A 20,944-nucleotide genomic window follows, 5' to 3' on the forward strand; every position below is an offset into this window, starting at 1 on the left:
CCTAACCGGTCGAGCCTGTCGACACCACGCCGGTGACCGTTGCCCGGCGGGCGACGCGGCGCAGGGTGGCGAGTACGGCGGGGCCGAGCAGCGCGATGGCGACGGCGGTGGTGATCGCGCGCACGGTGTCCCAGCTGCTGGTCGAGGTGACCAGGGTGTAGCGCAGGAAGGTCGCCAGGTTCTCGCCGAACGCCGCACCGGGTTCGTAGGAGAGGTTGCCGCTCGCGCCAGGCACCGTGACGCCGGTGAGCAGTGGCCACCCCTGCAGGTTGAGGAGGAGCCCGTAGGCGTACGAGGCGAAGATCCCGTACGCCGCCAGCAGCCCGATCTCCCGGCGGCCGCTCGCGGGTGGCAGGAGCCCGGCGCCCATCGCCACCCAGGCGGCGCCGAGCATCTGGTAGGGCAGCCATGGTCCGACGCCGGCGGTGACGAGCGCGGCGACGAACAGGCTGGTGCAGCCGAGGACGAAGCCGAAGGCCGGACCGAAGACCCTGCCGCCGAGGATGAGCATGAAGAAGACCAGCTCCACCCCGCCGGTGCCGGCGGAGACGGCGCGCAGGACGGCCTCGATCGCGCTGAGCACGCCGAGGACCGCGATCATCCGGGTGTCGATCCCGCCCGTGGAGAGCTCGCTCAGCAGCACCACCAGCATCAGCGGCAGCAGCGCCAGGAAGATGAACGGCGGCTGCACCCGGTCGTAGCCGTGGAGCAGCAGCGGCCAGCCGAACATCATCAGCCCGGCCGCGGAGATGATGACGAGCAGGACCGCCGTGCGGGGCGAGAACCTGATCATCTCTCGCCCACCGCCTCGACGATCTCGCGTACGTTCAGCCAGCCCGGGCCGAAGACCTTGCTCGCCTGGGGCGCGAACGCAGGCGACTCGGCCGTGACGGTGCGTACGTCGCCCGCAGAGACCACCTCGCCGTCGGCGAGCACCACCACGTCGTCGGCGGCCTCGGCGACGAACTCGACGTCGTGGGTCGCCACCAGGACCGCCTTGCCTGCCTCGGTGAGCTCGCGCAGGATCTCGGAGAGAGCGTGCTTGGCGGCATAGTCGAGGCCGCGGGTGGGCTCGTCGAGGAGCACGACCGGCGGGTCGGCGCTCAGGATCAGCGACAGCGCCAGAGCGAGGCGCTGGCCCTCCGAGAGGTCGCGCGGGTGCTGGCCGTCGGGGATGCCTGGAACGAGGCTGTCCAGGATCTCCCTCGTCCGTGGGCCGCCGGCATCGCACTCCTCGGCCACCGTCTCCAGGTAGAGCAGATCCGCCGCGGTCTGCGGCAGCAGCCCGACGAGCTCGCGTCGCTCTTCGGGGTCGAGGGTCGCCGGATCCTTGCCTTCCACGTCCACCGACCCGGCCAGCCGCTTCTGGGTCCCCTGCAGCGTCCACAGCAGCGTCGACTTGCCCGATCCGTTGCGTCCCATCAGCGCCGTCACCCGCCCCGCGGGCAGCTCGATCGAGACGTCGTGCAGGACCGGCGTACGTCCTCGGGTGACCGTGAGCCCGGAACTTCTCAGGCTTTTCCTGCGCTTCTCTGGCATTGCAATGCCAGAGAAGCGCAGGCCTGAGAAATTGGTAGAGGGCCGGTTAACCGGGTATTCCAACGACCGCGCCCGCCGCTTCGCATCCCGCACCGTGAGCGGCAGGGGCGACCAGCCGAGCTCGCGGCCGAGCTCGACGAGCGGCGGCACGATGGGCGAGGTCTCCAGGACCTCAGCGGGGTCACCGACGGCGACGGAGCCGTCGCCGACGAGCAGCGCGATGCGGTCGGCGAACGGCACGACCCGCTCGAGCCGGTGCTCGGCGAGGACGACGGAGGTGCCGAGGTCGTGCACCAGCCGGGTGATGGTGGCGAGCACGTCCTCGGCGGCGGTGGGGTCGAGGGCGGAGGTGGGCTCGTCGAGCACGACGACCCGCGGGTGGGTGGTGAGCACCGAGCCGATCGCGACGCGCTGCTGCTGCCCTCCCGAGAGCGTACGCAGCGACCGCTGCCGCAGCTCGGCGATGCCGAGCAGGTCGAGGGTCTCCTCCACCCGGCGCCGCATGGTCGCCGGCGGGAGGCCGAGCTGCTCCATCCCGTAGGCGAGCTCCTCCTCGACCGTGTCGGTGACGAACCCGGCCACCGGGTCCTGCCCGACGTAGCCGATGATCCCGGCGCGCTCGCGCGGCGGCGTACGGACGATCGAGGCCCCGTCCAGCAGGACGTCACCGTCGAGCAGGCCGCCGGAGAAGCGCGGCACCAGGCCGGCGAGCACGCCGAGCAGGGTCGACTTCCCCGAGCCGGTCGGACCGGAGACGAGCAGCAGCTCGCCCTCCTCGATGGTGAGATCGACGTCCTTGAGCACGTGCTCGGAGGAGTCGGGCGGGGTGAACGTGATGCCTCGCAGCTCGATCATGCGACTGCCTCCTCGTGGACGAGCGATGATGCCGGTAGCGGGGCGGCGACGGCCGGGACCAGCCCGACGAGCACACCAGCCATGGCGGTCAGGGTGACTTCCGGGACGGTGCTCACGCCCGGGAAGGCGACCGGGACCTGGTAGCGGGCGACCCACCAGCCCACGGCGATGACCACGATCCCGCTCAATGCCACCACGACCTCCGGCCAGCGCCACCGGTCGGGTCGGTAGACGGTCCGTGTCACCCGGCGGCCGGCGAGCGCCAGCCCACCAGCGGCGGCGCCGACGCCGAGCGCGAGCATGGTGGCGGCCAGCCAGCCTGGCGTGGTGCCGTCCAGCACCGCGTAGACGCCGGCGCAGAGCCCGACGAGCGAGACCAGCATGAGCGCCGAGGTGATCCGCCTGGTGGCGACCGGGACGCCGGCCGTACGTCCGTAGCCGCGCGTGTCCATGCCCGCCGCCAGCGCCATCGACCGCTCCAGGGCGTCCTCGAGCACCGGCACGAGGAAGCGGCGCAGCCGCTTGACCTTTCCGGTCGCACCGGCACGCAGCCGCTGCGCGGCGCGCACCCGCTGCACCGACTCGGCGAGCTGCGGCAGCACCGTCACGGCGACCACGACAGCGGTGCCGATCTCGTAGAGCGCCGGCGGCAGCGAGCGCAGCAGCCGCTTCGGGTTCGCGAGCGCGTTGGCCGCGCCGACGCAGATCACGATGGTGCCCAGCCGCATCCCGTCGTAGAGGCCGGCCAGCAGGGCCTCTCGGGTGAGCGGCCCGAGCAGCCGGATCCCCAGTACCCACTCCGGGAGCGGGATCTCGGGCAGGTCGAGGATCACGTGACCCGGAACGGCACCCAGGAGCACCCGGAAGAGCACCCGGGTCACGACGATGAACACCGCGAGGCCGACGTAGAGCCGGAACGCCTTCGCCCACGGTTGGTCGCCACGACGCGCGGCGACCACGACCGACACCACCCCCACCACGAGCAGGAGCAGCAACGGGTTGGTGGTGAAGGAGGCGTACGCAGCCATGCCGATCGCCCACACCCACCAGGCGACGGGGTGCAGATCACGGGGCAGGTGCGCGACCGCGGCCGTACGCAACAGCGTGCTCATCGCCGGCGCCACCACACGGCACCGGCCACGGTGAACAGTGCGAGGATCCCCGCGGGCGCGACCCAGGTGGGCAGATGCTCGGTCTCGGAGGTCGAATCCGTCGACTCCTCCGGAAATAACTCCGGCGACGGGCTTGAGGGCGCCCCCACAGCATCCCCAAGCTCCGTCGCCGGAGCGGTAACGACATCGTCGTCTATCCACGTGAACGCAACACCCTGCCCGGAGGTCACGCTGATTTCGGTAACATTTCTGGAGGCATAGCTCCAGGCCCCCGAATCGTCGGTGATCCAGAGCGACCAGTACGCGTCGGCAGGCGGCATCTGGGCGCAACCGGCTGCTTTCGGCCGCTCATCGACGCGACATACGACGCTGGGCATCGAGGTCACATAGGTGAGCGGATGTCCCGCCTTCTCGAAGAGGTCGGCGCCGGTGTCACCCTCCTCGGGCTGGACACAGGTGACCTCAGGGCCGCCACCCAACGCGTTGGGCTCGACGACGACGGTGACGCCGTCACACGCCTCGGCGGACGAGGCCGCAGACCAAGCGGAGACGGGGGTGAAGACAGGTGCGGTGGCCCCGGCGAGGATCGCCAGGGCCACCAACGAGGACCGCAGGATCAGCACGAGCTCTTCGCGGTCGCATCCTTGGGCAGGAAGACCAGCGACGGCAGCGCCTGGGCGGCGGCGAGGCGGTACATCCCCTCGGACTCCTTGGTCAGGCCCTTGGTGTTGCCCTCGGTCAGCGCGGCGTCGTCATAGGCCACCGCGCCGGCGTCGTCGCCACAGGTCACGACGTGGTCGGCGACCCAGCTCGCCGCCTTCTCGGCGGCGTCGGTCTCACCGGCGCGTCCGAACGCCCACCCGGCCAGGCCGGTGGTGTTGGAGTTGGCGATGTTGCCGGTGGCCGCCTTGAACGACCCGTCCTCCGCCTGGGTCTCCTTCAGCCAGCTCACGCCGGCCTCGACGGCCTTCTCCGCCTCCGGGGACGCGACCCCGGACAGGGCGATCAGCGCGAACGCGGTGGCGTCGGCGTCCGGGACTGCCTTCGGGTCGGCGTCGCAGGTCTGATCAGCAGCGGCGGGGTCGGCCGTGAAGGTGACCCGGAACCACCCCTCCTCGCACTGCTGCCCGGCCAGGAACTCCGTCGCGGCCGCGGCCTCCTCGCTCTCGGCGTTGTTCAGCGCCCACACGGCGTACGACTGTCCGATGGTGTTGGAGTAGTCAGCCGCCTTCTTGTCCTTGGGGTCGAGCTCGTCGGCGATCCGGCCGTTCTCGGCGACCGTGCCCTCGAGCTGCTCGAGCAGACCGGGGTCGGAGGCGTCGACGTTCTGCTGGAGGACGAGCGCCTTCGCGGTCGCTCCGGCCGAGGTGATCGTGCCGAACCCGGGCGAGGTGTAGGCCTTCTTGTTCTCCATCACCGCCGCGGCGATCGTGGAGATCTCCTCGTCGTAGCCACCGACCTCTGCCAGCGCGATCCCGATGTCGGCGCTGAGCCCGAAGTCGTCGGTGCCGTACTGCGCGTTGCGGGCCACGCCCTCCGGCGCCTGGGCCACGAGCCAGTCGGCCACCGCGGTGGACACCTTGGCGTCGTAGGTGGGCTTCTCCCCCTCCTCGACGGCTTTCTCGCCACAGCCGGCGAGCGAGGTGAGGGCGAGGGCGGCGGCGATGCCGCCGAGGACGGTCTTCTTCATGGTTCCTTCCGCGCTGTTCGTCGGGAAGGCCCAGGGCCGACCCGCTGCTTTCCACGACAGCGTCAGGTCAGTACGCGCCCGTCGGCAGGTGCTCCGGCTCGCTCAGGACTCTCGGTCCTGGGCCTACGGTTGCGGGTCAGCGCCGGGATCCGACCGGCTTCCCCCACCACGGCGTGTGTTGATTGAGGCTCTGCTATGCGGGGCAATCCTATGCCGGGCAGGCCCTGCTTGCGGGATCGCCGCCGAGCAGTCACTCTGTCCCCATGCGCCACAGGATTCTCGGCCTTGTCGCAACCTCGATCTCGGCCACCTTTCTCGCCCTCTCCCCGACCACGACGGCGGGTGCGGAGGAGGCACGGACATCGGTCACGTACGCCGATCTGGTCGCCATGTTCGGCGAGAAGGTCGGTGACCGGAGCACCGTCGAGACCGGGCTGCCGAGCCTCAACCGCGCCATGGCCGATGCCGGGATCACCACGGCCTACCGGCAGGCGGCGTACCTGACCACGCTCGCCAACGAGAGCTCCTTCCACCACGACGCCAAGGGTCGCGACAAGCGGAAGTTCACCGGTCGCGGCTACATCCAGCTGACCGGCGAGGCCAACTACACCGACGCCGGCGCCTACTTCGACATCGACCTGCGCCGCCGCCCCGAGCTCGCCCGGTCGCTGGACTACAGCGCGCCGATCTCGCGGTGGTACTGGACCGTCGCCCGCGACATCAACCCGCTAGCCGACGCCCTCGACATGGGCGGGGTCAACGCGGCGATCGGCTACCCCCGCAACAAAGAGGAGGACACCGAGCGCTGTCGCGACTTCAAGGCCGCGCTGAAGCACCTCCACGGGTCGGTGCCCAAGGGCGTTCGATGCTCTCGCCCGGCGTCCACGGAGACCCGGTAGAGGACGTACGTCACTTCTTGTTGCGTTTGTCGCTGACCGCGATCGCCGAGGTGCCCTCGTCCTTGAGCTCGAAGAGGTCGATCGCCTTGATGAGCTTGGTCCAGGTGGCGTACCCGTAGTTGCGCGGGTCCTCGGAGGACTGGTTGCGGATGCGGGAGACCACGGTGCCGACCAGTGCCCAGCCGTCGTCGTCGGCGGCCGCGGCGATGGAGTTGCGCAGCAGCTGGATCAGCCGGGCGTTGCGCTTCAGCGCCTGCCCGTTGGTCGCCGCGGACGACTGCTTGCGGGTGCGCGTGGTCCCGGGCTCGGTGTCGGCCTCGGTCTCCTCCTCGGAGCCACCGAGCTTCTCCACCACGGTGAACCGGGTGCAGGCGCTCTTGAACGGCGCCGGCGTCTTCTCCCGGCCGTAGCCGTAGACCGCCCGGCCCTTCTCCCGCAGGTAGTGCACCAGCGGCGTGAAGTCGGAGTCGGAGGAGACCAGTGCGAACGCGTCGGGGATCGCCGCATGTAGCAGCTCGACGGCGTCGATCGCGAGCGCCATGTCGGAGGCGTTCTTGTGCGCGGTCAGGTCGAACTGCTGCATCGGCCTGATCGCGGCGTCATGCAGCTCCTCGATCCAGCCCTTGAGCTCGGACTTGGTCCAGTTGCCGTAGGCCCGCCGGATCGTCACCTCGCCGTATTCGGCCAGGTCGTTCAAGATCTCGTCGATCTTCGAGGCAGGCGCGTTGTCGGCGTCGATGAGCAGTGCGATGCGGAAGGGCTCGGTCACGCCGGACAGTCTGCCAGTGCACCCCATCGCCGAGTCGGCTCATTCTGACCAAAACCAACGCCGAGTCGGCGCGTCATGACGCGCCGACTCGGCGGAGTTTGTTGTCAGGACGAGCCGACTCGGCGTGGGTCTTAGGCGAGCTTCTCCAGGATCAGCTCGCGGACACGCTTGGCGTCGGCCTTGCCGCCGGTCGCCTTCATGACCGCGCCGATGAGCGCACCGGCCGCGGCCTGGTTGCCGCCGCGGATCTTGTCGGCGACCGCGGGCTGGGCGTCGATGGCTTCGTCGACGGCTGCGCCGAGCGCGCCGTCGTCGGAGACCACGGCGAGCCCGCGGGCGTCGATGATCTCCGAAACCGTGCCCTCACCTGCGAGAAGACCCTCGAAGACCTGGCGGGCCAGCTTGTCGGTCAGCGTCTTGGCGTCGACCAGCTTCTGCACCTCGGCGACCTGCACCGGGGTGACACCGAGCTCGGCGAGCTCGACGCCACGGTCGTTGGCGCTGCGGGAGAGCTCGGCCATCCACCACTTACGGGCGGCCTGTGCGGAGGCTCCTTCGGCGACCGTCGCCTCGATCAGCGACAGCGCACCGGCGGCCCAGACGTCGCGCATCTCCAGGTCGGAGTAGCCCCACTCGACCTGCAGGCGGGCCCGCTTGTCAGCGGTGCGCTCCGGCAGGCTCGCCCGCAGCTCCTCGACCCACTCTCGCGACGGCGCGACCGGGACGAGGTCGGGCTCGGGGAAGTAGCGGTAGTCGTCGGCGTCCGACTTCGCCCGGCCCGCCGAGGTGGTGCCGGTGTCCTCGTGGAAGTGGCGGGTCTCCTGGAAGATCGCCTCCCCCGCGTCGAGGATCCCGGCGTGGCGCGACATCTCGAAACGTACGGCCCGCTCGACCGAGCGCAGCGAGTTGACGTTCTTCGTCTCGGTGCGGGTGCCGAGCTTGCCGGAGCCCTTCGGGGACAGCGACAGGTTGACGTCGCAGCGCATCGAGCCCTGGTCCATGCGTACGTCGGAGACACCCAGACCCAGCAGGATCTCGCGCAGCGCGGCGACGTAGGCCTTCGCCACCAGCGGCGCCTTGGCACCGGTGCCGAGGATCGGTCGGGTGACGATCTCGATCAACGGGATGCCCGCACGGTTGTAGTCGACCAGCGAGTAGTCGGCGCCGTGGATGCGGCCGGTCGCGCCACCGATGTGGGTGGTCTTGCCGGTGTCCTCCTCCATGTGGGCACGCTCGATCTCGACCCGGTAGGTCTCCCCCTCGACCTCGACGTCGAGGTAGCCGTCGTAGACGATCGGCTCGTCGTACTGCGAGGTCTGGAAGTTCTTCGGCATGTCCGGGTAGAAGTAGTTCTTCCGGGCGAACCGGCACCACTCCGCGATCGAGCCGTTGAGCGCAAGGCCGATCCGGATCGCGCTCTCCACCGCCTTGGCGTTCACGACCGGCATCGAGCCGGGCAGACCGAGGCAGGTCGGGCAGACCTGGGAGTTGGGCTCGCCGCCGAACGTCGCCGGGCAGCCGCAGAACATCTTGGTGTTGGTGTTGAGCTCGACGTGCACCTCGAGCCCGAAGGCCGGGTCGTAGCGCTCCAGCACCTCGTCGAAACCGACCAAAGTCTCGCTCATCGGGCCACCTCCAGCTTGTCGATCGAGAGCACCGGGCCGATGGCGCCCTCGAGCGCGGCACCGACGCGGTAGAGACGGGCGTCCTCCAGGACCGGAGCCAGGAGCTGTACGCCGACGGGCAGCCCGTCCACGTCGGAGACCCCGGCCGGGACGGAGATACCGGGCGTGCCGGCCAGGTTGGCCGGGATGGTGGCCAGGTCCTGCATGTACATGGCCAGCGGGTCGTCGAGCTTCGCGCCCAGCGGGAACGCGGTCGACGGGGAGGTCGGCGAGACCAGCACGTCGACCTGCTCGAAGGCCTTCTTGAAGTCCTCGATGATCAGCGTGCGGATCTTCTGCGCCTGACCGTAGTAGGCGTCGTAGTAGCCGCTGCTGAGCGCGTAGGTGCCGAGGATGATGCGGCGCTTGACCTCGTCGCCGAACCCGGCGTCACGCGACGCCTTCATGACGTCCTCGGCGCTCGGGTCGCCGTCGGGGGTGACCCGCAGGCCGTAACGCATCGCGTCGAACTTGGCCAGGTTGGAGGAGCACTCCGCCGGCAGGATCAGGTAGTAGGCCGCCATCGCGTGCTCGAAGCTCGGCGTGGAGACCTCGACGACGTCGGCACCCAGCTTGGTGAGCAGGTCGACCGACTCGTTGAACTTGCTCATCACGTCCGGCGCCCAGCCCTCGCCGGCAAGCTCCTTGATGACGCCGACCTTGACTCCCTTGAGGTCACCGGTCGCGCCGGCACGGGCCGCGTCGACGAGCCCGGTCACCGGGGTGGTCGTCGACGTGGAGTCGAGCGGGTCGTGGCCGCCGATGAGCTCGTGCAGCAGGGCGCTGTCCAGGACCGTACGGGTCACCGGACCGACCTGGTCCAGCGAGTTGGCCAGAGCGACCAGGCCGTAGCGGGAGACCGACCCGTAGGTCGGCTTCACGCCGACGGTGCCGGTGACGGCACCCGGCTGGCGGATCGAGCCGCCGGTGTCGGTGCCGAGCGCCAGCGGCGCCTCGAAGGCTGCGACGGCCGCGGCCGAGCCACCACCGGAGCCGCCGGGGATCCGATCGAGCTTCCACGGGTTCTTCGTCGGGCCGTACGCGGAGTGCTCGGTGGAGGACCCCATCGCGAACTCGTCCATGTTGGTCTTGCCCAGGATCGGCAGACCGGCTGCCTTGATCTTCTTGACCACTGTCGCGTCGTAGGGCGGAACCCAGCCCTCGAGGATCTTGGAGCCGCAGGTCGTCGGCAGGCCGGTCGTGGTCAGCACGTCCTTGACCGCGATCGGCACGCCGTCGAGGGCATGGAGCGCGTCGCCGTTGGCCCGGCGCGCGTCGGAGGCGGCGGCCTGGGACAGCGCGCCCGCGGCGTCGATGTGCAGGAAGGCGTGGACGTCGCCGTCGACCGCGGCGATCCGGTCGAGGTGGGCCTGGGTCAGCTCGACCGAGGTGGTCTCACCGGCGGCGAGAGAGTCGGCCAGCTCGGCCGCCGACTTCAAAATGAGGTCGCTCACTGCTCGTCCCCCAGGATCCGCGGAACCGAGAATCGCTGCTCCTCGACACTCGGCGCACCGGAGAGCGCCTGCTCCGGCGTCAGGCCGGGCACGACGACGTCCTCACGGAAGACGTTGGTCATCGGAAGCGGGTGGGAGGTGGCAGGCACGTCGTCGCCGGCAAGCCCCTGGATCGAGGCGACGGACTCGAGGATCACCTGAAGCTGCGGAGCAAGGTGATCGAGCTCGGCGTCGCTGAGGTCGATGCGGGCGAGGTCGGCCAGGTGCGCGACCTCGTCGCGGGTGATTTCTGGCATGCGCACATCCTAGGTGTCAGCGGCCCCAACTCTCATCTCGGCTGCGCCGCGGCGAGCAGATGAGGCCTACGGCGCCTTGTTCGGGCCGCCGCCGTTGGACGGCTTGTCGGTCGGTCTGCCCGCCGAGCTCGGCTGGGCGGGGGCCGCCTGAGTCGGATCGGCACCGCGAGTGGGATCGGTCGACGGGGTCGGGTCGGCGGCCTGGGTCGGCCGGGTGCTGGCCGTGGCGCCGGCGCCGCTCGATGACGGCTCCGGGGCCTGGGTCGTCGGGTCAGCGGTCGGCTCCGGCGCCGGGCTCCGTGCGGGCGTGGGCCGGTCCTCCCCGTCGCGCGGCTTCTTCTCGAGCGCACCGTGGACGTCGCCGACCTCGGGTACGTCCGGGCTGCCCACCGGCGCCGCGAGCGCGACCAGGCCGGCGAGCATCACCGAGCTGAAGGCCAGCACCAGTCCCCCGCGCCGAGCAGCGGGCGCCGCGGCGGCGCTCCATGCCCAGATCCGCTCGCGACGGCGCCGCAGGTCGGCGGGCAGGTCGCTGCGGATCGCCGCCCAGCTGTTGATCGGGGCCAGCGCGTAGCCGATCCCCTGGAAGGCGAGCAGCGACGCGATGGCGAGCCCGGTCGCCCCGCCGAGTGCGCCGACCAGGACCGCCATGACCAGGCAGGCGACCGCGGCGAAGGTCTCCACCAGGTTGCCCCGCACCACGTCCCGCACCCGCGGCTGCCCCTTGATCTTCGGCGTACGCAGGAAGGTGCCCTCGCGCGAGACCAGCCCGAGCCAGGAGGCCCGCGCGACGGTCACCCCGAGCGCCAGCCACAGCCCGAAGGCACCGAGCGCGTCGCGCCACGAGGCCCCGCTGCGCAGGCGGACCAGTGCGATCGAGCGGGCCGCGCCGAAGAGCACCAGCGCGACAGTGGCGAACAGGAGGAGCCCCGAGAGGCGGCGTACGACCAGTCCCCCGCCCAGCATCAGGTCGAGCGCGCCCGAGATCAGGAAGAAGGTGAACAGGGCTCCGGCGAGGTCGCCGAACCACTGCAGCCCGCCGACGAGGTAGGCCCAGCGCTGCCCCAGGGTCATCTGGTTGTCCTCGGTGCGACGCCCGGGCAGCAACGAGCGCCAGTGCATGCGCAGGATCTGGATGCCGCCGAAGCACCACCGGAACCGCTGCTTCTTGAGCGTCTCGAAGGTCAGCGGCATCACGCCGCGACCGTAGGAGCGGTCGACGTGCATGCCGTTGTAGCCCATCTTCAGCAGCCGCAGCGACAGCTCGGCGTCCTCCGTGATGCACCACTCGTCCCAGCCGCCGGACCGGACCAGCGCGGAGGCGCGGATCAGTCCCATGGTTCCGCCGAAGATGGCGCCGTTGCGCTCGTTGCGAGACACCTGGCTGACGTCGAAGAAGTAGCCGTAGGAGTGGTAGAGCCGGCGGAAGTACGCCGAGACGTCCCAGTCCCGGTAGTCCTGCGGCGTCTGCACGAAGGCCACCGACTCGTCGCTGAACAGCGGGGCGTTGTGGGCCAGGAAGTCAGGAGCGACGTGATAGTCGGCGTCGACGATCCCGACGACCTCGGTGCGCGGGTTCATCCGGGTCAGCGCGTAGTTGAGCGCCCCGGACTTGAACCCCGGCCAGTTGGCCAGGTGGATGAAGGTGACGCCGTCGTACTGCTCGCAGAAGTCCTGCACCGGCCGCCACAGCGCGGGGTCGTCGGTGTTGTTGTCGATGACCAGGATCTCGTACGCGTCGTAGTCCAGCTCGAGCATCCGCTGGAGCGTCTCGATGACCATCTCCGGCGGCTCGTTGTGGGTCGGGACGTGCAGGCTCACGAAGGGCCGGCCCCAGCCGGGGTGGTGCTCGCCACGCGTCGGCCAGCCACGCCAGCGGCGCCGGGCGAGCACGTCGACCATCTCCCACAGGTAGCCCACGCCGATCACGAAGACGAAGACCTCCAACAGCCACAACAGGCTCGACAGCGTCGTCGTCCACGCGCCGGGGTGGACCGTGACCGTCCACAGCCCCACATAGGTCAGGTAGAGCAGACCGACGTCGATGGTGAGCGCCCAGGCGACCAGGCCGCGTACGTCCCAGTCCCGCGCCGCGGGCAGCCAGGCCAGCAGCGAGGCGCCGAGGACGACGCCGCCGATCGCGGCCCGGACGGCGTCCTGGCCGAGCAGCAGGCCGGCCCCGAGGGCGAGCACTGCGGTGAGCGTGGCCGCGAGGACCGCCGTGCCCGCGGAGAGCGAGCCGGTACGCGGCATACGGATCGTGAACAGAAGCACGGTCGCCGGGACCAGGAGGACCGCGGCGACCGTGAGAAGTGGGGGAAGGGCCTCGAGCACGAGGCCACACTATGGGGGGTATTTTCTAGCCGAGTCCAGCGGGTCCGGCCTCCAGCAGAACCTTGAACGCCGCTTCGTCGAGGATCGGCAGGCCGAGCTCCTCGGCCTTGGCGGCCTTGGAACCCGCGCTCTCACCGACCACGACGTAGTCGGTCTTCTTCGAGACCGACCCCGCGGCCTTGCCGCCGCGGCTGATGATCGCCTCCTTGGCGCCGTCGCGGGAGAAGTCGTCCAGCGAACCGGTGACCACGATGGTCAGGCCCTCGAGGGTCCGCGCCACCGACTCGTCGCGCTCGTCGGCGAGGGAGACCCCGGCCGTACGCCACTTCTCCACGATCTCCTGGTGCCACTCGACCTGGCGCCACTCGACGATGGCCTCGGCGATGATCCCGCCGACGCCCTCGGTGGCGGCCAGCTCTTCCTGGGAGGCCGCCCAGATGGCGTCGAGCGAGCCGAACTCGGTGGCCAGCGCCCGGGCCGCGGACGGGCCGACGTGGCGGATGGACAGCGCGACCAGCACCCGCCACAGCGGGACCTGCTTGCGCTCCTCCAGGTTGCGCAGCAGTCCCAGCGCGTTGGCGTTGAGCACCCGGTCGCCGGCCCCGGCCTCCTTCTCGGCCTTCTTCGCGGCCCGTGTGAAGAACGCCGTGGTGGCGAGCTTGGCCTCGTCGAGCGAGAAGATGTCGCCCTCGTTGGTGATCACCTCGGCGGCCAACAGCGCGTCCGCCGCCTCGTAGCCCATCCCCTCGATGTCGAAGGCACCCCGTCCGGAGGCGAAGAAGACCCGCTCCCGCACCTGCGCCGGACAGCCGCGGTGGTTGGGGCAGCGCAGGTCCTTGTCGCCCTCCTTCTGCTCGGCGAGCGTGGTGCCACACGCGGGGCACTCGGTGGGCATCACCCACTCCGGCAGCCCCTCGGGTCGCAGCGGCAGCACCGGGCCGAGGATCTCCGGAATGACGTCGCCGGCCTTGCGGAGAATGACGGTGTCACCGGGCCGTACGTCCTTCCGCTTCACCTCGTGGGCGTTGTGCAGCGTCGCGCGCTCGACGGTCGAGCCGGCGACCTTGGTCGGCTCCATCACACCGAAGGGCGTGACCCGGCCGGTGCGGCCCACGCCGACATCGATCGCGAGCAGCTTGGCGTTGACCTCCTCAGGCGGGTACTTGTAGGCGATCGCCCACCGTGGCGCGCGGCTGGTCGAGCCGAGGCGGCGCTGCAGCGAGATGTCGTCGACCTTGATCACGACACCGTCGATCTCGTGCTCGGTGACGTCGTGGCGGTGCTCGCCGAAGTAGCTGATGAACTCCTCGACCTCGGCGAGGCTCTTGAGCACCTTGACCCGCTTGGAGGTGGGCAGCCCCCAGGCCTTCAGGGCGTCGTACGCATGCGACTGGGCGACCGGCTGGAAGCCCTGCCGGGCGCCGATGCCGTGGCAGACCATCCCGAGCTCGCGGGTCGCGGTCACCCGCGGGTCCTTCTGGCGCAGCGAGCCGGCGGCAGAGTTGCGCGGGTTGGCGAACATCGGCTTGCCCGCGTCGACCAGGGAGGCGTTGAGCTTGTCGAAGGCCTCGATCGACAAGAAGACCTCGCCGCGCACCTCGACCAGGTCCGGCACCGGGAACTCGTCGGTGCCGGTGAGCCGGTGCGGGATCGACTTGATGGTGCGTACGTTCGGGGTGACGTCCTCGCCCGTGCGGCCGTCGCCGCGGGTCAGCGCCCGGACCAGGCGGCCCTTCTCGTAGAGCAGGTTGATCGCCAGGCCGTCGACCTTGAGCTCGCACAGCAGCTCGGCCTGGCCGGCGCCGTCCTTGGCGATCCGGGCATGCCAGCCGGCGAGCTCGTCGAACGAGAAGACGTTGTCGAGCGACTCCATCCGCTGCAGGTGGTCGACCGCGGTGAACTCCGTCGAGAACGTGCCACCGACCTTCTGGGTCGGCGAGTCGGGGGTGCGCAGCTCGGGGAACTGCTCCTCGAGCTCGTTGATCCGGCGCCACTTCTGGTCGAAGTCGGCGTCGGAGAGCGTCGGGTCGTCGAGCACGTAGTAGCGGTAGCGAGCGTCCTCGATCTGCTCGGCGAGCTCCTGGTGCTCGTTCTTCTGCTCAGGGCCCGCGTCGGTCACGTCATCGTTCACGGGCACCATCTTGCCTGGTCCCGCCGACAATTTCCGACGCCATACCCACCCGGGCGTTTTCGGCGTTTCATCGACCCGAACGACACTCAACCCCCTCAATATCGACGCAACCGATCAACACCTGGGTGACGCGGGTCACGACAGAGGGTAAAGAGCGCTACTTTCCTCCCCCGTCGGGAGAGGCGGGCCGACACCAACCCCCAAGTGACCGCCTTGTGAGGTCTGCAGTGGTATCTCGGGTCGTGGTGACGCTGCTGACGGCGCTCGCGCTTCTGCTGGCTCCGGTCGGCGCTACGCACGCCCTCGGGCTGGGGGGTGTCTTCTCCGACGCCGAGGTCGAGGTGTCGATCATCGAGCAGTCCAAGAGCGGCGTCATCCTTCAGGTGCACGGCACCGAATACAGCGGTGAGAGCCCGGGCATCGAGATCGCGCTCAACCCGGTGGGCTACTACGGCTCCGGCACCAGGAACACCTTCATCAAGTCGGTGCTGCACGACCCCGAGAACCCCGACGACTGGACCTACCGGTTCACCCTCGACGCCGCCCAGGTCGCCGCACTCGACCCGGACACGAACTACCAGATCATGACGATGCGCGGCGAGGGGCGCGACATCTACGACTCCTCCGAGTCGAGGCACGTGGAGGTGCCCTTCGACTTCGACGCGCTCGCCCAGCCCGAGAGCTCGCCGACTCCGGACGAGCCCTCGACCGGCACCGGGTCGTCGGACGGCTCAGGCTCGGGCTCCGGCGGTGCCGGAGGCGGAGGCGGTACGTCCTCGGGCCGGACCACAGGTGGCGACTCCGGCGACGGGGCCGGTGCCGGCTCCGGCGAGAAGCCGACGAAGAAGGCGTCCAAGAAGCCTTGGACCGCGCCCGAGGAGCCGCCGACGACCAAGGGCCTGAACCTGGCCGGGATCGACGACGCCTCCGTGGACGCCGAGGACGTGATCCGCGCCGAGGCCTCCGGCTTCAAGCCCAACGAGACCGGCATCAGGGTCGTCGTCTACTCGACCCCGCTGGTGCTCTCGACCAGCGTCAAGGCCAACGGTCACGGCGTCGCGAAGTGGTCCGGCCGGCTTCCCAAGGACATCGGCCTCGGCAAGCACACCCTCACCTTCCAGGGCTCGGTGAACCGCGGGATCTCCTTCGTCGTGACCGGCACCCCGAGCGACGGCGAGTGCGTCCAGAGCGGCTGCGCCCCGAAGACAGAGGCCGTCAAGCTGGCCGCGCCGGCCGAGGAGAGCGGCGTCGGCCCGCTCACCTGGATCATCGTGGCCTCGATGATCGTCCTCGCCCTCGTGGCCAGTGCCGTCGCGATGCTCTCCGGACGTCGCAGGCGCGAGCGGGAGTGGGACGAGCCGGGCTACGCCCAGGCCCCGCGGTTCCCCGCTGACCCGCGACAGGCATCTGGACCCTACCCGGCCCACCCTCGCCAGCAGCCCCAGTCCCGACCCGAGCCTCCGCTCCCGCGCCGGCTACCTGAGGGCCAGGAGCCGATCCGGCGCCAGCCGGGTCCGCGCCAGCCCGATCCTCGCCAGCCCGTTCCGCGTCAGCCGAGCCACCGTCAACCGGGTCCCCAGCACCTGGAACCGCAGCACGCGGCTCCCCAGCAGCCCGCTCATCGCCAGCCGCGTCCGCCCGAGTCGTTCGCACCGCCGGGCCAGCGGGGTCAGGCCTACGACAGCCCGAACTACGAGGGCCAGCGGGTCGCCGGGCGCTGAACGCGCTCAGCCGACCAGCGACTCACCCCGGCTGGCGGTCTCGGCCGCAACCGTCGGCCACAGCGTCTCCAACGCCACCTCGAGCCCGGACAGGACCGAGTCGAGGTCGTCGCCGGGGAACGGTGCGGGCGCCTGCTGGCGTACGACCGCACAGAACGCGGGAAGGTCCCCCTCCGCCTCATGGCAGCGGACGGTCTCGGCAGACCCGTCGGTCCAGCCGTCGTAGCCGTCGGTGTCGCCCTTGGAGCAGGTGAGCGTCGCGGGGCACTTCTGCTTCCCGGCGGGCAGGTTCGGGGCGTGGACCGCGGTGACGGTGCCGCCGCCGGGGGTGGTGCCGACGACGCCGAAGGCACCCTTGCCGTAGGCCGAGACGTCGGCCTTCTCGAAGGAGTCGATATCGGCGTACGCCTTGGTTTCGAGCAGCCCCGCCGCGATCGCGCCGGCGGTCAGCGCGACCTCGTCGGTGCCGTTTGCGCCTTCCGAGGGAAAGCCGCTGACCTGCGCCTTCGTCATCTTCATGGTCGTCTTCGTGCCGAGGCGCGGGTCGGTGACCAGGGCGACGAGATCGTCCACGCTCACCTCGAGATCGAGCTTGCGGGGGTCGCCGGTGATCTTCTCGCCGACGTACGCGGCCCGTCGCTCCTCTCCCCCGGAGGCGTGGGAGACCATCAGCTGACCGGGTGTGCCGTCGTCGGTGGCGAGGTCCCAGGCGACGGTCGCCGTGCCGGTCTCGGCCTTCACCTCGGCACAGCCCGACATCCCGTCGTGGCACCAGGTCGAGAGGAGGTCGTCGTCGACCGGGCCGGCCTTGACCTCGAGCGAGTGGTCGGCTCCCCACAGGAGCACGGTGCCGACCTCGTTCTGCTCGAAGTAGAGGTCGCCGCCCTCGAACGCCTCCTGCTGGACGGGCACACGCTGGAGCGTGATCGCCGCGATCGCCTCGGGGGTCGCCGGCTGGTTTCCGGGCCTCAGATCGGCCGGGTCGATGCTCGCTGCTTGCGTCGGCCTGGGCTTCTCGTCCGCGTCGTCCGCCTGGCGCACCTCGTTGCCACAGCCGGCGAGCAGAAGAGCCGCGGCCACCAGTGCCGTCCCCCGTTTTTGCATGAGGGGAATCTACGCCAGGTGACGCGCGCTTTCGGTGAGGATTCGCAGGACGGTGCGGGCCCATCGCCCATCGGCGCCGGCGAGGCCGCATGAAGGCGTCAGCACGATGTCGTGGGCGCTATCCAGCCCGAGCATGTCGAGCCAGCGCTCCACGGTCTCGGTGACCGACTTGTCGGTGGGCGCGGCGCCCGCCGGAGCGATCGCGGGGACCACGCCGAGCGCGACCGTGTCGCCCGCTTCCAGGGCCGTGGCCAGGTCGTCGTGGTCGGCGGCGGTGAGCTGGGTCAGGTCGACGCTGATCCCCTTCGCCCCAGCGTTGCGGAGCAGGCCCAGCGGGGTCCCGGGTGCGCACGAGTGCACCCACGGGATCGCGCCCTCCTCGGCGATCCCGCCGAGCACCCACTCCAGCGCCTGGGAGGCCTCGGGGAGGTCGATGCTGCGGTGCTTGCCGAACCCCGAGGCGGTCGGCACCTGGGCGTTGAGCACGGCGCTCAGCGCCGGCTCGTCGACCTGGACGATCAGCGTGTCCGCGCCCGGGAGGCGGCGGCGTACGTCACGGATGTGGGTGCGTACGCCGTCGGCCAGCGCCTGCGCCAGGTCACGCCGGGCGCCGTGGTCGGCGAGCAGCTTGTCACCGCGCGGCCGCTCGACGGTTGCGGCGAGGGTCCAGGGTCCGGCGACCTGGATCTTGAAGGTGCCACCGCCGGAGGTGAGCGGAGAGTCCTGGACCAGCTCCTCGACGGTGTCGAGGTCCTGGGCGAGCAGGCTGCGGGCGCGCCGGTGGTCGACCCCGGCGGAGCCGGAGGTGCCGGTCAGGCGCCAGCCCGCGGGCTGCAGGTCGGCGTCGAGCCCCTCGAGGACCGCCAGCGCCCGACCGGTCATGTTCGCGATCGCGCCACGCGCGGGCAGCTCGGGAAGGTGCGGCAGGTCGGTGAGCTCGCCGAGCACGACGCGGCAGGCCTCTGCGTAGTCCTCACCAGGCAGCGACCCGACCCCGGTAGCCCTCACGCGAGAGCCACCCGGCGGGTCGAGGAGATGGTGACCGAGCCGACGACGCGGGTGCCCTCGTAGATGACCGCGGCCTGACCCGGCGCGATGCCGTAGGCCGGGTCGAGCAGCTCGATCTCGGCTCCCTCGGGAAGCACCGTCACCCGGGCCCGGTGCTCGTCGCCGTGCGCGCGCAGCTGGACGGTGCCCTCGAGGACGCCCTCGGGTGCACGCCCGGCCCACCGGGGACGGATCCCGGAGAGTCCGTCGACGGCCAGGTGCTCCCGGGGCCCCACGGTGACGGTGCCGGAGACCGGCTCGATGTCGAGCACGAACCGCGGCTTCCCGTCGGGCGCGGGCTTGCCGAGGCGGAGGCCCTTGCGCTGTCCGATCGTGTAGGCGTACGTCCCCTGGTGCTCGCCCAGGACCTCACCCGTCTCATCGACGATGGGCCCGGACTCGTTGGGCGCTCGGTCGCCCAGCTTCTCGCGCAGCCAGCCGGCGTTGTCGCCGTCGGCGACGAAGCAGATGTCGTGGGAGTCGGGCTTGTCGGCGACGAGCAGGCCACGGCGAGCAGCCTCCTCACGCACCAGCGGCTTGGGGGTGTCCCCGAGCGGGAACAGCGAGTGCTCGAGCTGAGCCTGGTCGAGCACCCCGAGCACGTAGGACTGGTCCTTGCCGGCGTCGACGGCGCGGTGCAGCTCGACGAGCCCGTCGGCGCCGTTGCGAAGCGTCGCGTAGTGGCCGGTCGCGACCGCGTCGAAGCCGAGCGCGAGCGCCCGGTCCAGCACGGCGGCGAACTTGATCTTCTCGTTGCAGCGCAGGCAGGGGTTGGGGGTGCGCCCCTCGGCGTACTCCGACATGAAGTCCTCGACCACGTCCTCGTGGAAGCGGTCGGAGAGGTCCCAGACGTAGAACGGGATGCCGATCACGTCCGCGGCACGGCGGGCGTCGTTGGAGTCCTCGATCGTGCAGCACCCGCGGGCGCCGGTGCGGTAGGACGCCGGGTTGCGCGAGAGGGCCAGGTGGACGCCGGTGACGTCGTGGCCGGCCTCCTTCGCGCGGGCGGCCGCGACGGCGGAGTCCACTCCCCCGGACATGGCGGCGACGACTCTCATCCCGGTTCCCATCAGCGCTGCAACCCCGCAGCCCGGCCGCGCTCGACCGCAGGCCCGATGGCCGCGACCAGCCGGTCCACGTCCTCGGCGGTCGTGGTGTGCCCGAGCGAGAAGCGCAGCGAGGAGCGCGCCTGCTCGTCCGACTGACCCATGGCCAGGAGCACGTGAGAGGCCTGAGGTACGCCGGCCGAACAGGCCGCACCGGTCGAGCACTCGACCCCGGCGGCGTCGAGCAGCATCAGCAGCGAGTCGCCCTCGCACCCGGGGAACGCGATCTGGGCGTTGTTGGGCAGCCGGTGGCGGCCCAGCGGCGCAAGCGGCGGGCCGTTGAGGTGGGTGTCCGGCACGACCGCGAGCACCTGCTCGACCAGCTGGTCGCGCAGCGCACCGACCCTGGTCGCGTACGCCTCCTGCTCCTTGACCGCGAGCTCGACGGCGGCCGCGAAGCCGACGATGGCCGCGGTGGCGTGGGTGCCGCTGCGTACGTCTCGCTCCTGGCCGCCCCCGTGGACCAGGGCGGTCAGCTCGAGCTCGCGGCGCACGACGAGCGCCCCGGCGCCGACCGGGCCGCCGAGCTTGTGGCCGGTCAGGGAGAGCGCGTCGACGCCGCTGGTCGCGAAGTCGACCGGCACCGCGCCGACCGCCTGGACGGCGTCTGAGTGGACCGGGATGCCGTGCTCGGCGGCGATCGCGGCAATCTCGGCGACGGGCTGCAGGGTGCCGACCTCGTTGTTGGCCCACATCACCGAGATGAGTGCGACCGAGGCGGGGTCGCGCTCGATGGCCTCCTTCATCGCGGCGAGGTCGATGCGACCGGTCGCGTCGCACGGGACCAGCTCGACCTGAGCTCCCTCGGTCGACTCCAGCCAGTGCAGCGGGTCGAGAACGGCGTGGTGCTCGACGGTGGAGGCCAGGATGCGGGTGCGGGCCGGGTCCTGGCCGCGGCGGGCCCAGTAGGCCCCCTTGAGCGCCAGGTTGTCCGCCTCGGTGCCACCGGAGGTGAAGACGACCTCACCCGGCCGGGACCCGAGCGCCGCCGCGATCCGTTCTCGAGACTCCTCCAGCACCCGGCGGGCGCGGCGGCCCGATGCGTGCAGCGAGCTCGCGTTGCCGACCAGCGCCAGCTCGGCGGTCATCGCCTCGATCGCCGCCGAGGCCATGGGCGTGGTGGCGGCGTGGTCCAGATAGACGGTCCGGGGGTTCATCGTCTACCAAGGGTACGGCGCATCGGGTGTGCTCCACGAACCGCCGCCGACGGTCCGTGCGAGCTG

17 protein-coding genes and 1 riboswitch are annotated in these 20,944 nt (G+C 70.8%); of the genes, 2 read left to right on the forward strand and 15 right to left on the reverse strand.

Annotated features, from left to right (window positions below; genetic code table 11):
* Position 1: 1 nt before the first annotated feature.
* The 5 genes from OH802_RS25575 to OH802_RS25595 are packed head-to-tail and all read right to left on the reverse strand — an operon-like array spanning position 2 to position 5,196.
* Positions 2–793: an ECF transporter S component gene (locus tag OH802_RS25575; RefSeq protein WP_406023216.1), complete on the reverse strand. Its 792-nt coding sequence runs from the start codon at positions 791–793 to the stop codon at positions 2–4.
* Entirely contained in the window at positions 790–2,394 is a 1,605-nt protein-coding gene (locus tag OH802_RS25580; RefSeq protein WP_406023217.1) for an ABC transporter ATP-binding protein, read from the reverse strand. The genes OH802_RS25575 and OH802_RS25580 overlap by 4 nt, the downstream gene beginning before the upstream one ends.
* On the reverse strand, positions 2,391–3,506 hold the full coding sequence (locus tag OH802_RS25585; protein WP_406023218.1) for a CbiQ family ECF transporter T component: 1,116 nt from the start codon (positions 3,504–3,506) through the stop codon (positions 2,391–2,393). Before OH802_RS25585 ends, OH802_RS25580 begins: the two co-directional genes overlap by 4 nt.
* The gene (locus tag OH802_RS25590; protein ID WP_406023219.1) at positions 3,503–4,129 is read right to left on the reverse strand and encodes a hypothetical protein; all 627 of its coding nucleotides are present in this window, start codon (positions 4,127–4,129) and stop codon (positions 3,503–3,505) included. Before OH802_RS25590 ends, OH802_RS25585 begins: the two co-directional genes overlap by 4 nt.
* Complete coding sequence (locus OH802_RS25595) at positions 4,123–5,196, reverse strand: hypothetical protein (RefSeq protein WP_406023220.1); 1,074 nt, start codon at positions 5,194–5,196, stop codon at positions 4,123–4,125. The genes OH802_RS25590 and OH802_RS25595 overlap by 7 nt, the downstream gene beginning before the upstream one ends.
* 65 nt (positions 5,197–5,261) lie before the next feature.
* Positions 5,262–5,394, reverse strand: a riboswitch (cobalamin riboswitch).
* A 65-nt stretch (positions 5,395–5,459) separates the two neighbouring features.
* Between OH802_RS25595 and OH802_RS25600 the strand changes: the two genes are divergently transcribed.
* Positions 5,460–6,095, forward strand: a complete 636-nt coding sequence (locus OH802_RS25600) for a hypothetical protein (protein ID WP_406023221.1) — start codon at positions 5,460–5,462, stop codon at positions 6,093–6,095.
* Positions 6,096–6,105: 10 nt separating this feature from the next.
* Here OH802_RS25600 and OH802_RS25605 read toward each other — a convergent pair whose 3' ends face one another.
* From OH802_RS25605 to ligA, 6 genes are all read right to left on the reverse strand, one after another.
* Positions 6,106–6,864 (reverse strand): NYN domain-containing protein, encoded by a 759-nt coding sequence (locus OH802_RS25605; RefSeq protein ID WP_406023222.1) that lies wholly within the window; start codon positions 6,862–6,864, stop codon positions 6,106–6,108.
* 131 nt (positions 6,865–6,995) lie between these two features.
* Entirely contained in the window at positions 6,996–8,489 is a 1,494-nt protein-coding gene (gene gatB / locus OH802_RS25610; RefSeq protein ID WP_406023223.1) for an Asp-tRNA(Asn)/Glu-tRNA(Gln) amidotransferase subunit GatB, read from the reverse strand.
* Positions 8,486–9,982 (reverse strand): Asp-tRNA(Asn)/Glu-tRNA(Gln) amidotransferase subunit GatA, encoded by a 1,497-nt coding sequence (gatA, locus tag OH802_RS25615; RefSeq protein ID WP_406023224.1) that lies wholly within the window; start codon positions 9,980–9,982, stop codon positions 8,486–8,488. Before gatA ends, gatB begins: the two co-directional genes overlap by 4 nt.
* Positions 9,979–10,278 (reverse strand): Asp-tRNA(Asn)/Glu-tRNA(Gln) amidotransferase subunit GatC, encoded by a 300-nt coding sequence (gene gatC / locus OH802_RS25620; protein ID WP_350663917.1) that lies wholly within the window; start codon positions 10,276–10,278, stop codon positions 9,979–9,981. Before gatC ends, gatA begins: the two co-directional genes overlap by 4 nt.
* A gap of 66 nt (positions 10,279–10,344) precedes the next feature.
* Positions 10,345–12,612 carry a glycosyltransferase gene (locus OH802_RS25625; protein ID WP_406023225.1) on the reverse strand — a complete coding sequence of 756 codons (2,268 nt, stop codon included), beginning with the start codon at positions 12,610–12,612 and terminating at the stop codon, positions 10,345–10,347.
* 25 nt (positions 12,613–12,637) lie between these two features.
* Entirely contained in the window at positions 12,638–14,743 is a 2,106-nt protein-coding gene (gene ligA, locus OH802_RS25630) for an NAD-dependent DNA ligase LigA (RefSeq protein ID WP_406023226.1), read from the reverse strand.
* Positions 14,744–14,988: 245 nt separating this feature from the next.
* On the opposite strand from ligA, the gene OH802_RS25635 reads away from it, so the two are divergent.
* Positions 14,989–16,464 (forward strand): hypothetical protein, encoded by a 1,476-nt coding sequence (locus OH802_RS25635; RefSeq protein ID WP_406023227.1) that lies wholly within the window; start codon positions 14,989–14,991, stop codon positions 16,462–16,464.
* Between the two features lie 6 nt (positions 16,465–16,470).
* On the opposite strand, the gene OH802_RS25640 is transcribed toward OH802_RS25635, so the two are convergent.
* The 4 genes from OH802_RS25640 to OH802_RS25655 are packed head-to-tail and all read right to left on the reverse strand — an operon-like array spanning position 16,471 to position 20,878.
* Positions 16,471–17,568, reverse strand: a complete 1,098-nt coding sequence (locus tag OH802_RS25640; protein ID WP_406023228.1) for a hypothetical protein — start codon at positions 17,566–17,568, stop codon at positions 16,471–16,473.
* A gap of 9 nt (positions 17,569–17,577) precedes the next feature.
* Positions 17,578–18,576: a methionine synthase gene (locus OH802_RS25645; RefSeq protein ID WP_406023229.1), complete on the reverse strand. Its 999-nt coding sequence runs from the start codon at positions 18,574–18,576 to the stop codon at positions 17,578–17,580.
* Positions 18,573–19,673, reverse strand: a complete 1,101-nt coding sequence (gene mnmA / locus OH802_RS25650; protein ID WP_406023230.1) for a tRNA 2-thiouridine(34) synthase MnmA — start codon at positions 19,671–19,673, stop codon at positions 18,573–18,575. Before mnmA ends, OH802_RS25645 begins: the two co-directional genes overlap by 4 nt.
* Before the next feature lie 11 nt (positions 19,674–19,684).
* On the reverse strand, positions 19,685–20,878 hold the full coding sequence (locus OH802_RS25655) for a cysteine desulfurase family protein (protein WP_406023231.1): 1,194 nt from the start codon (positions 20,876–20,878) through the stop codon (positions 19,685–19,687).
* Positions 20,879–20,944: the final 66 nt, after the last annotated feature.

It is taken from the genome of Nocardioides sp. NBC_00850 (assembly GCF_045207335.1).
Taxonomy (GTDB): Bacteria; Actinomycetota; Actinomycetes; order Propionibacteriales; family Nocardioidaceae; genus Nocardioides.

Coding starts and splice junctions, on each gene's coding strand:
- OH802_RS25575 (WP_406023216.1), bottom strand. CDS start 793: ATGATCAGGTTCTCGCCCCGCACGGCGGTCCTGCTCGTCATCATCTCC.
- OH802_RS25580 (WP_406023217.1), bottom strand. CDS start 2,394: ATGATCGAGCTGCGAGGCATCACGTTCACCCCGCCCGACTCCTCCGAG.
- OH802_RS25585 (WP_406023218.1), bottom strand. CDS start 3,506: ATGAGCACGCTGTTGCGTACGGCCGCGGTCGCGCACCTGCCCCGTGAT.
- OH802_RS25595 (WP_406023220.1), bottom strand. CDS start 5,196: ATGAAGAAGACCGTCCTCGGCGGCATCGCCGCCGCCCTCGCCCTCACC.
- OH802_RS25600 (WP_406023221.1), top strand. CDS start 5,460: ATGCGCCACAGGATTCTCGGCCTTGTCGCAACCTCGATCTCGGCCACC.
- gatB (WP_406023223.1), bottom strand. CDS start 8,489: ATGAGCGAGACTTTGGTCGGTTTCGACGAGGTGCTGGAGCGCTACGAC.
- gatC (WP_350663917.1), bottom strand. CDS start 10,278: ATGCCAGAAATCACCCGCGACGAGGTCGCGCACCTGGCCGACCTCGCC.
- OH802_RS25640 (WP_406023228.1), bottom strand. CDS start 17,568: ATGCAAAAACGGGGGACGGCACTGGTGGCCGCGGCTCTTCTGCTCGCC.
- mnmA (WP_406023230.1), bottom strand. CDS start 19,673: ATGAGAGTCGTCGCCGCCATGTCCGGGGGAGTGGACTCCGCCGTCGCG.
- OH802_RS25655 (WP_406023231.1), bottom strand. CDS start 20,878: ATGAACCCCCGGACCGTCTATCTGGACCACGCCGCCACCACGCCCATG.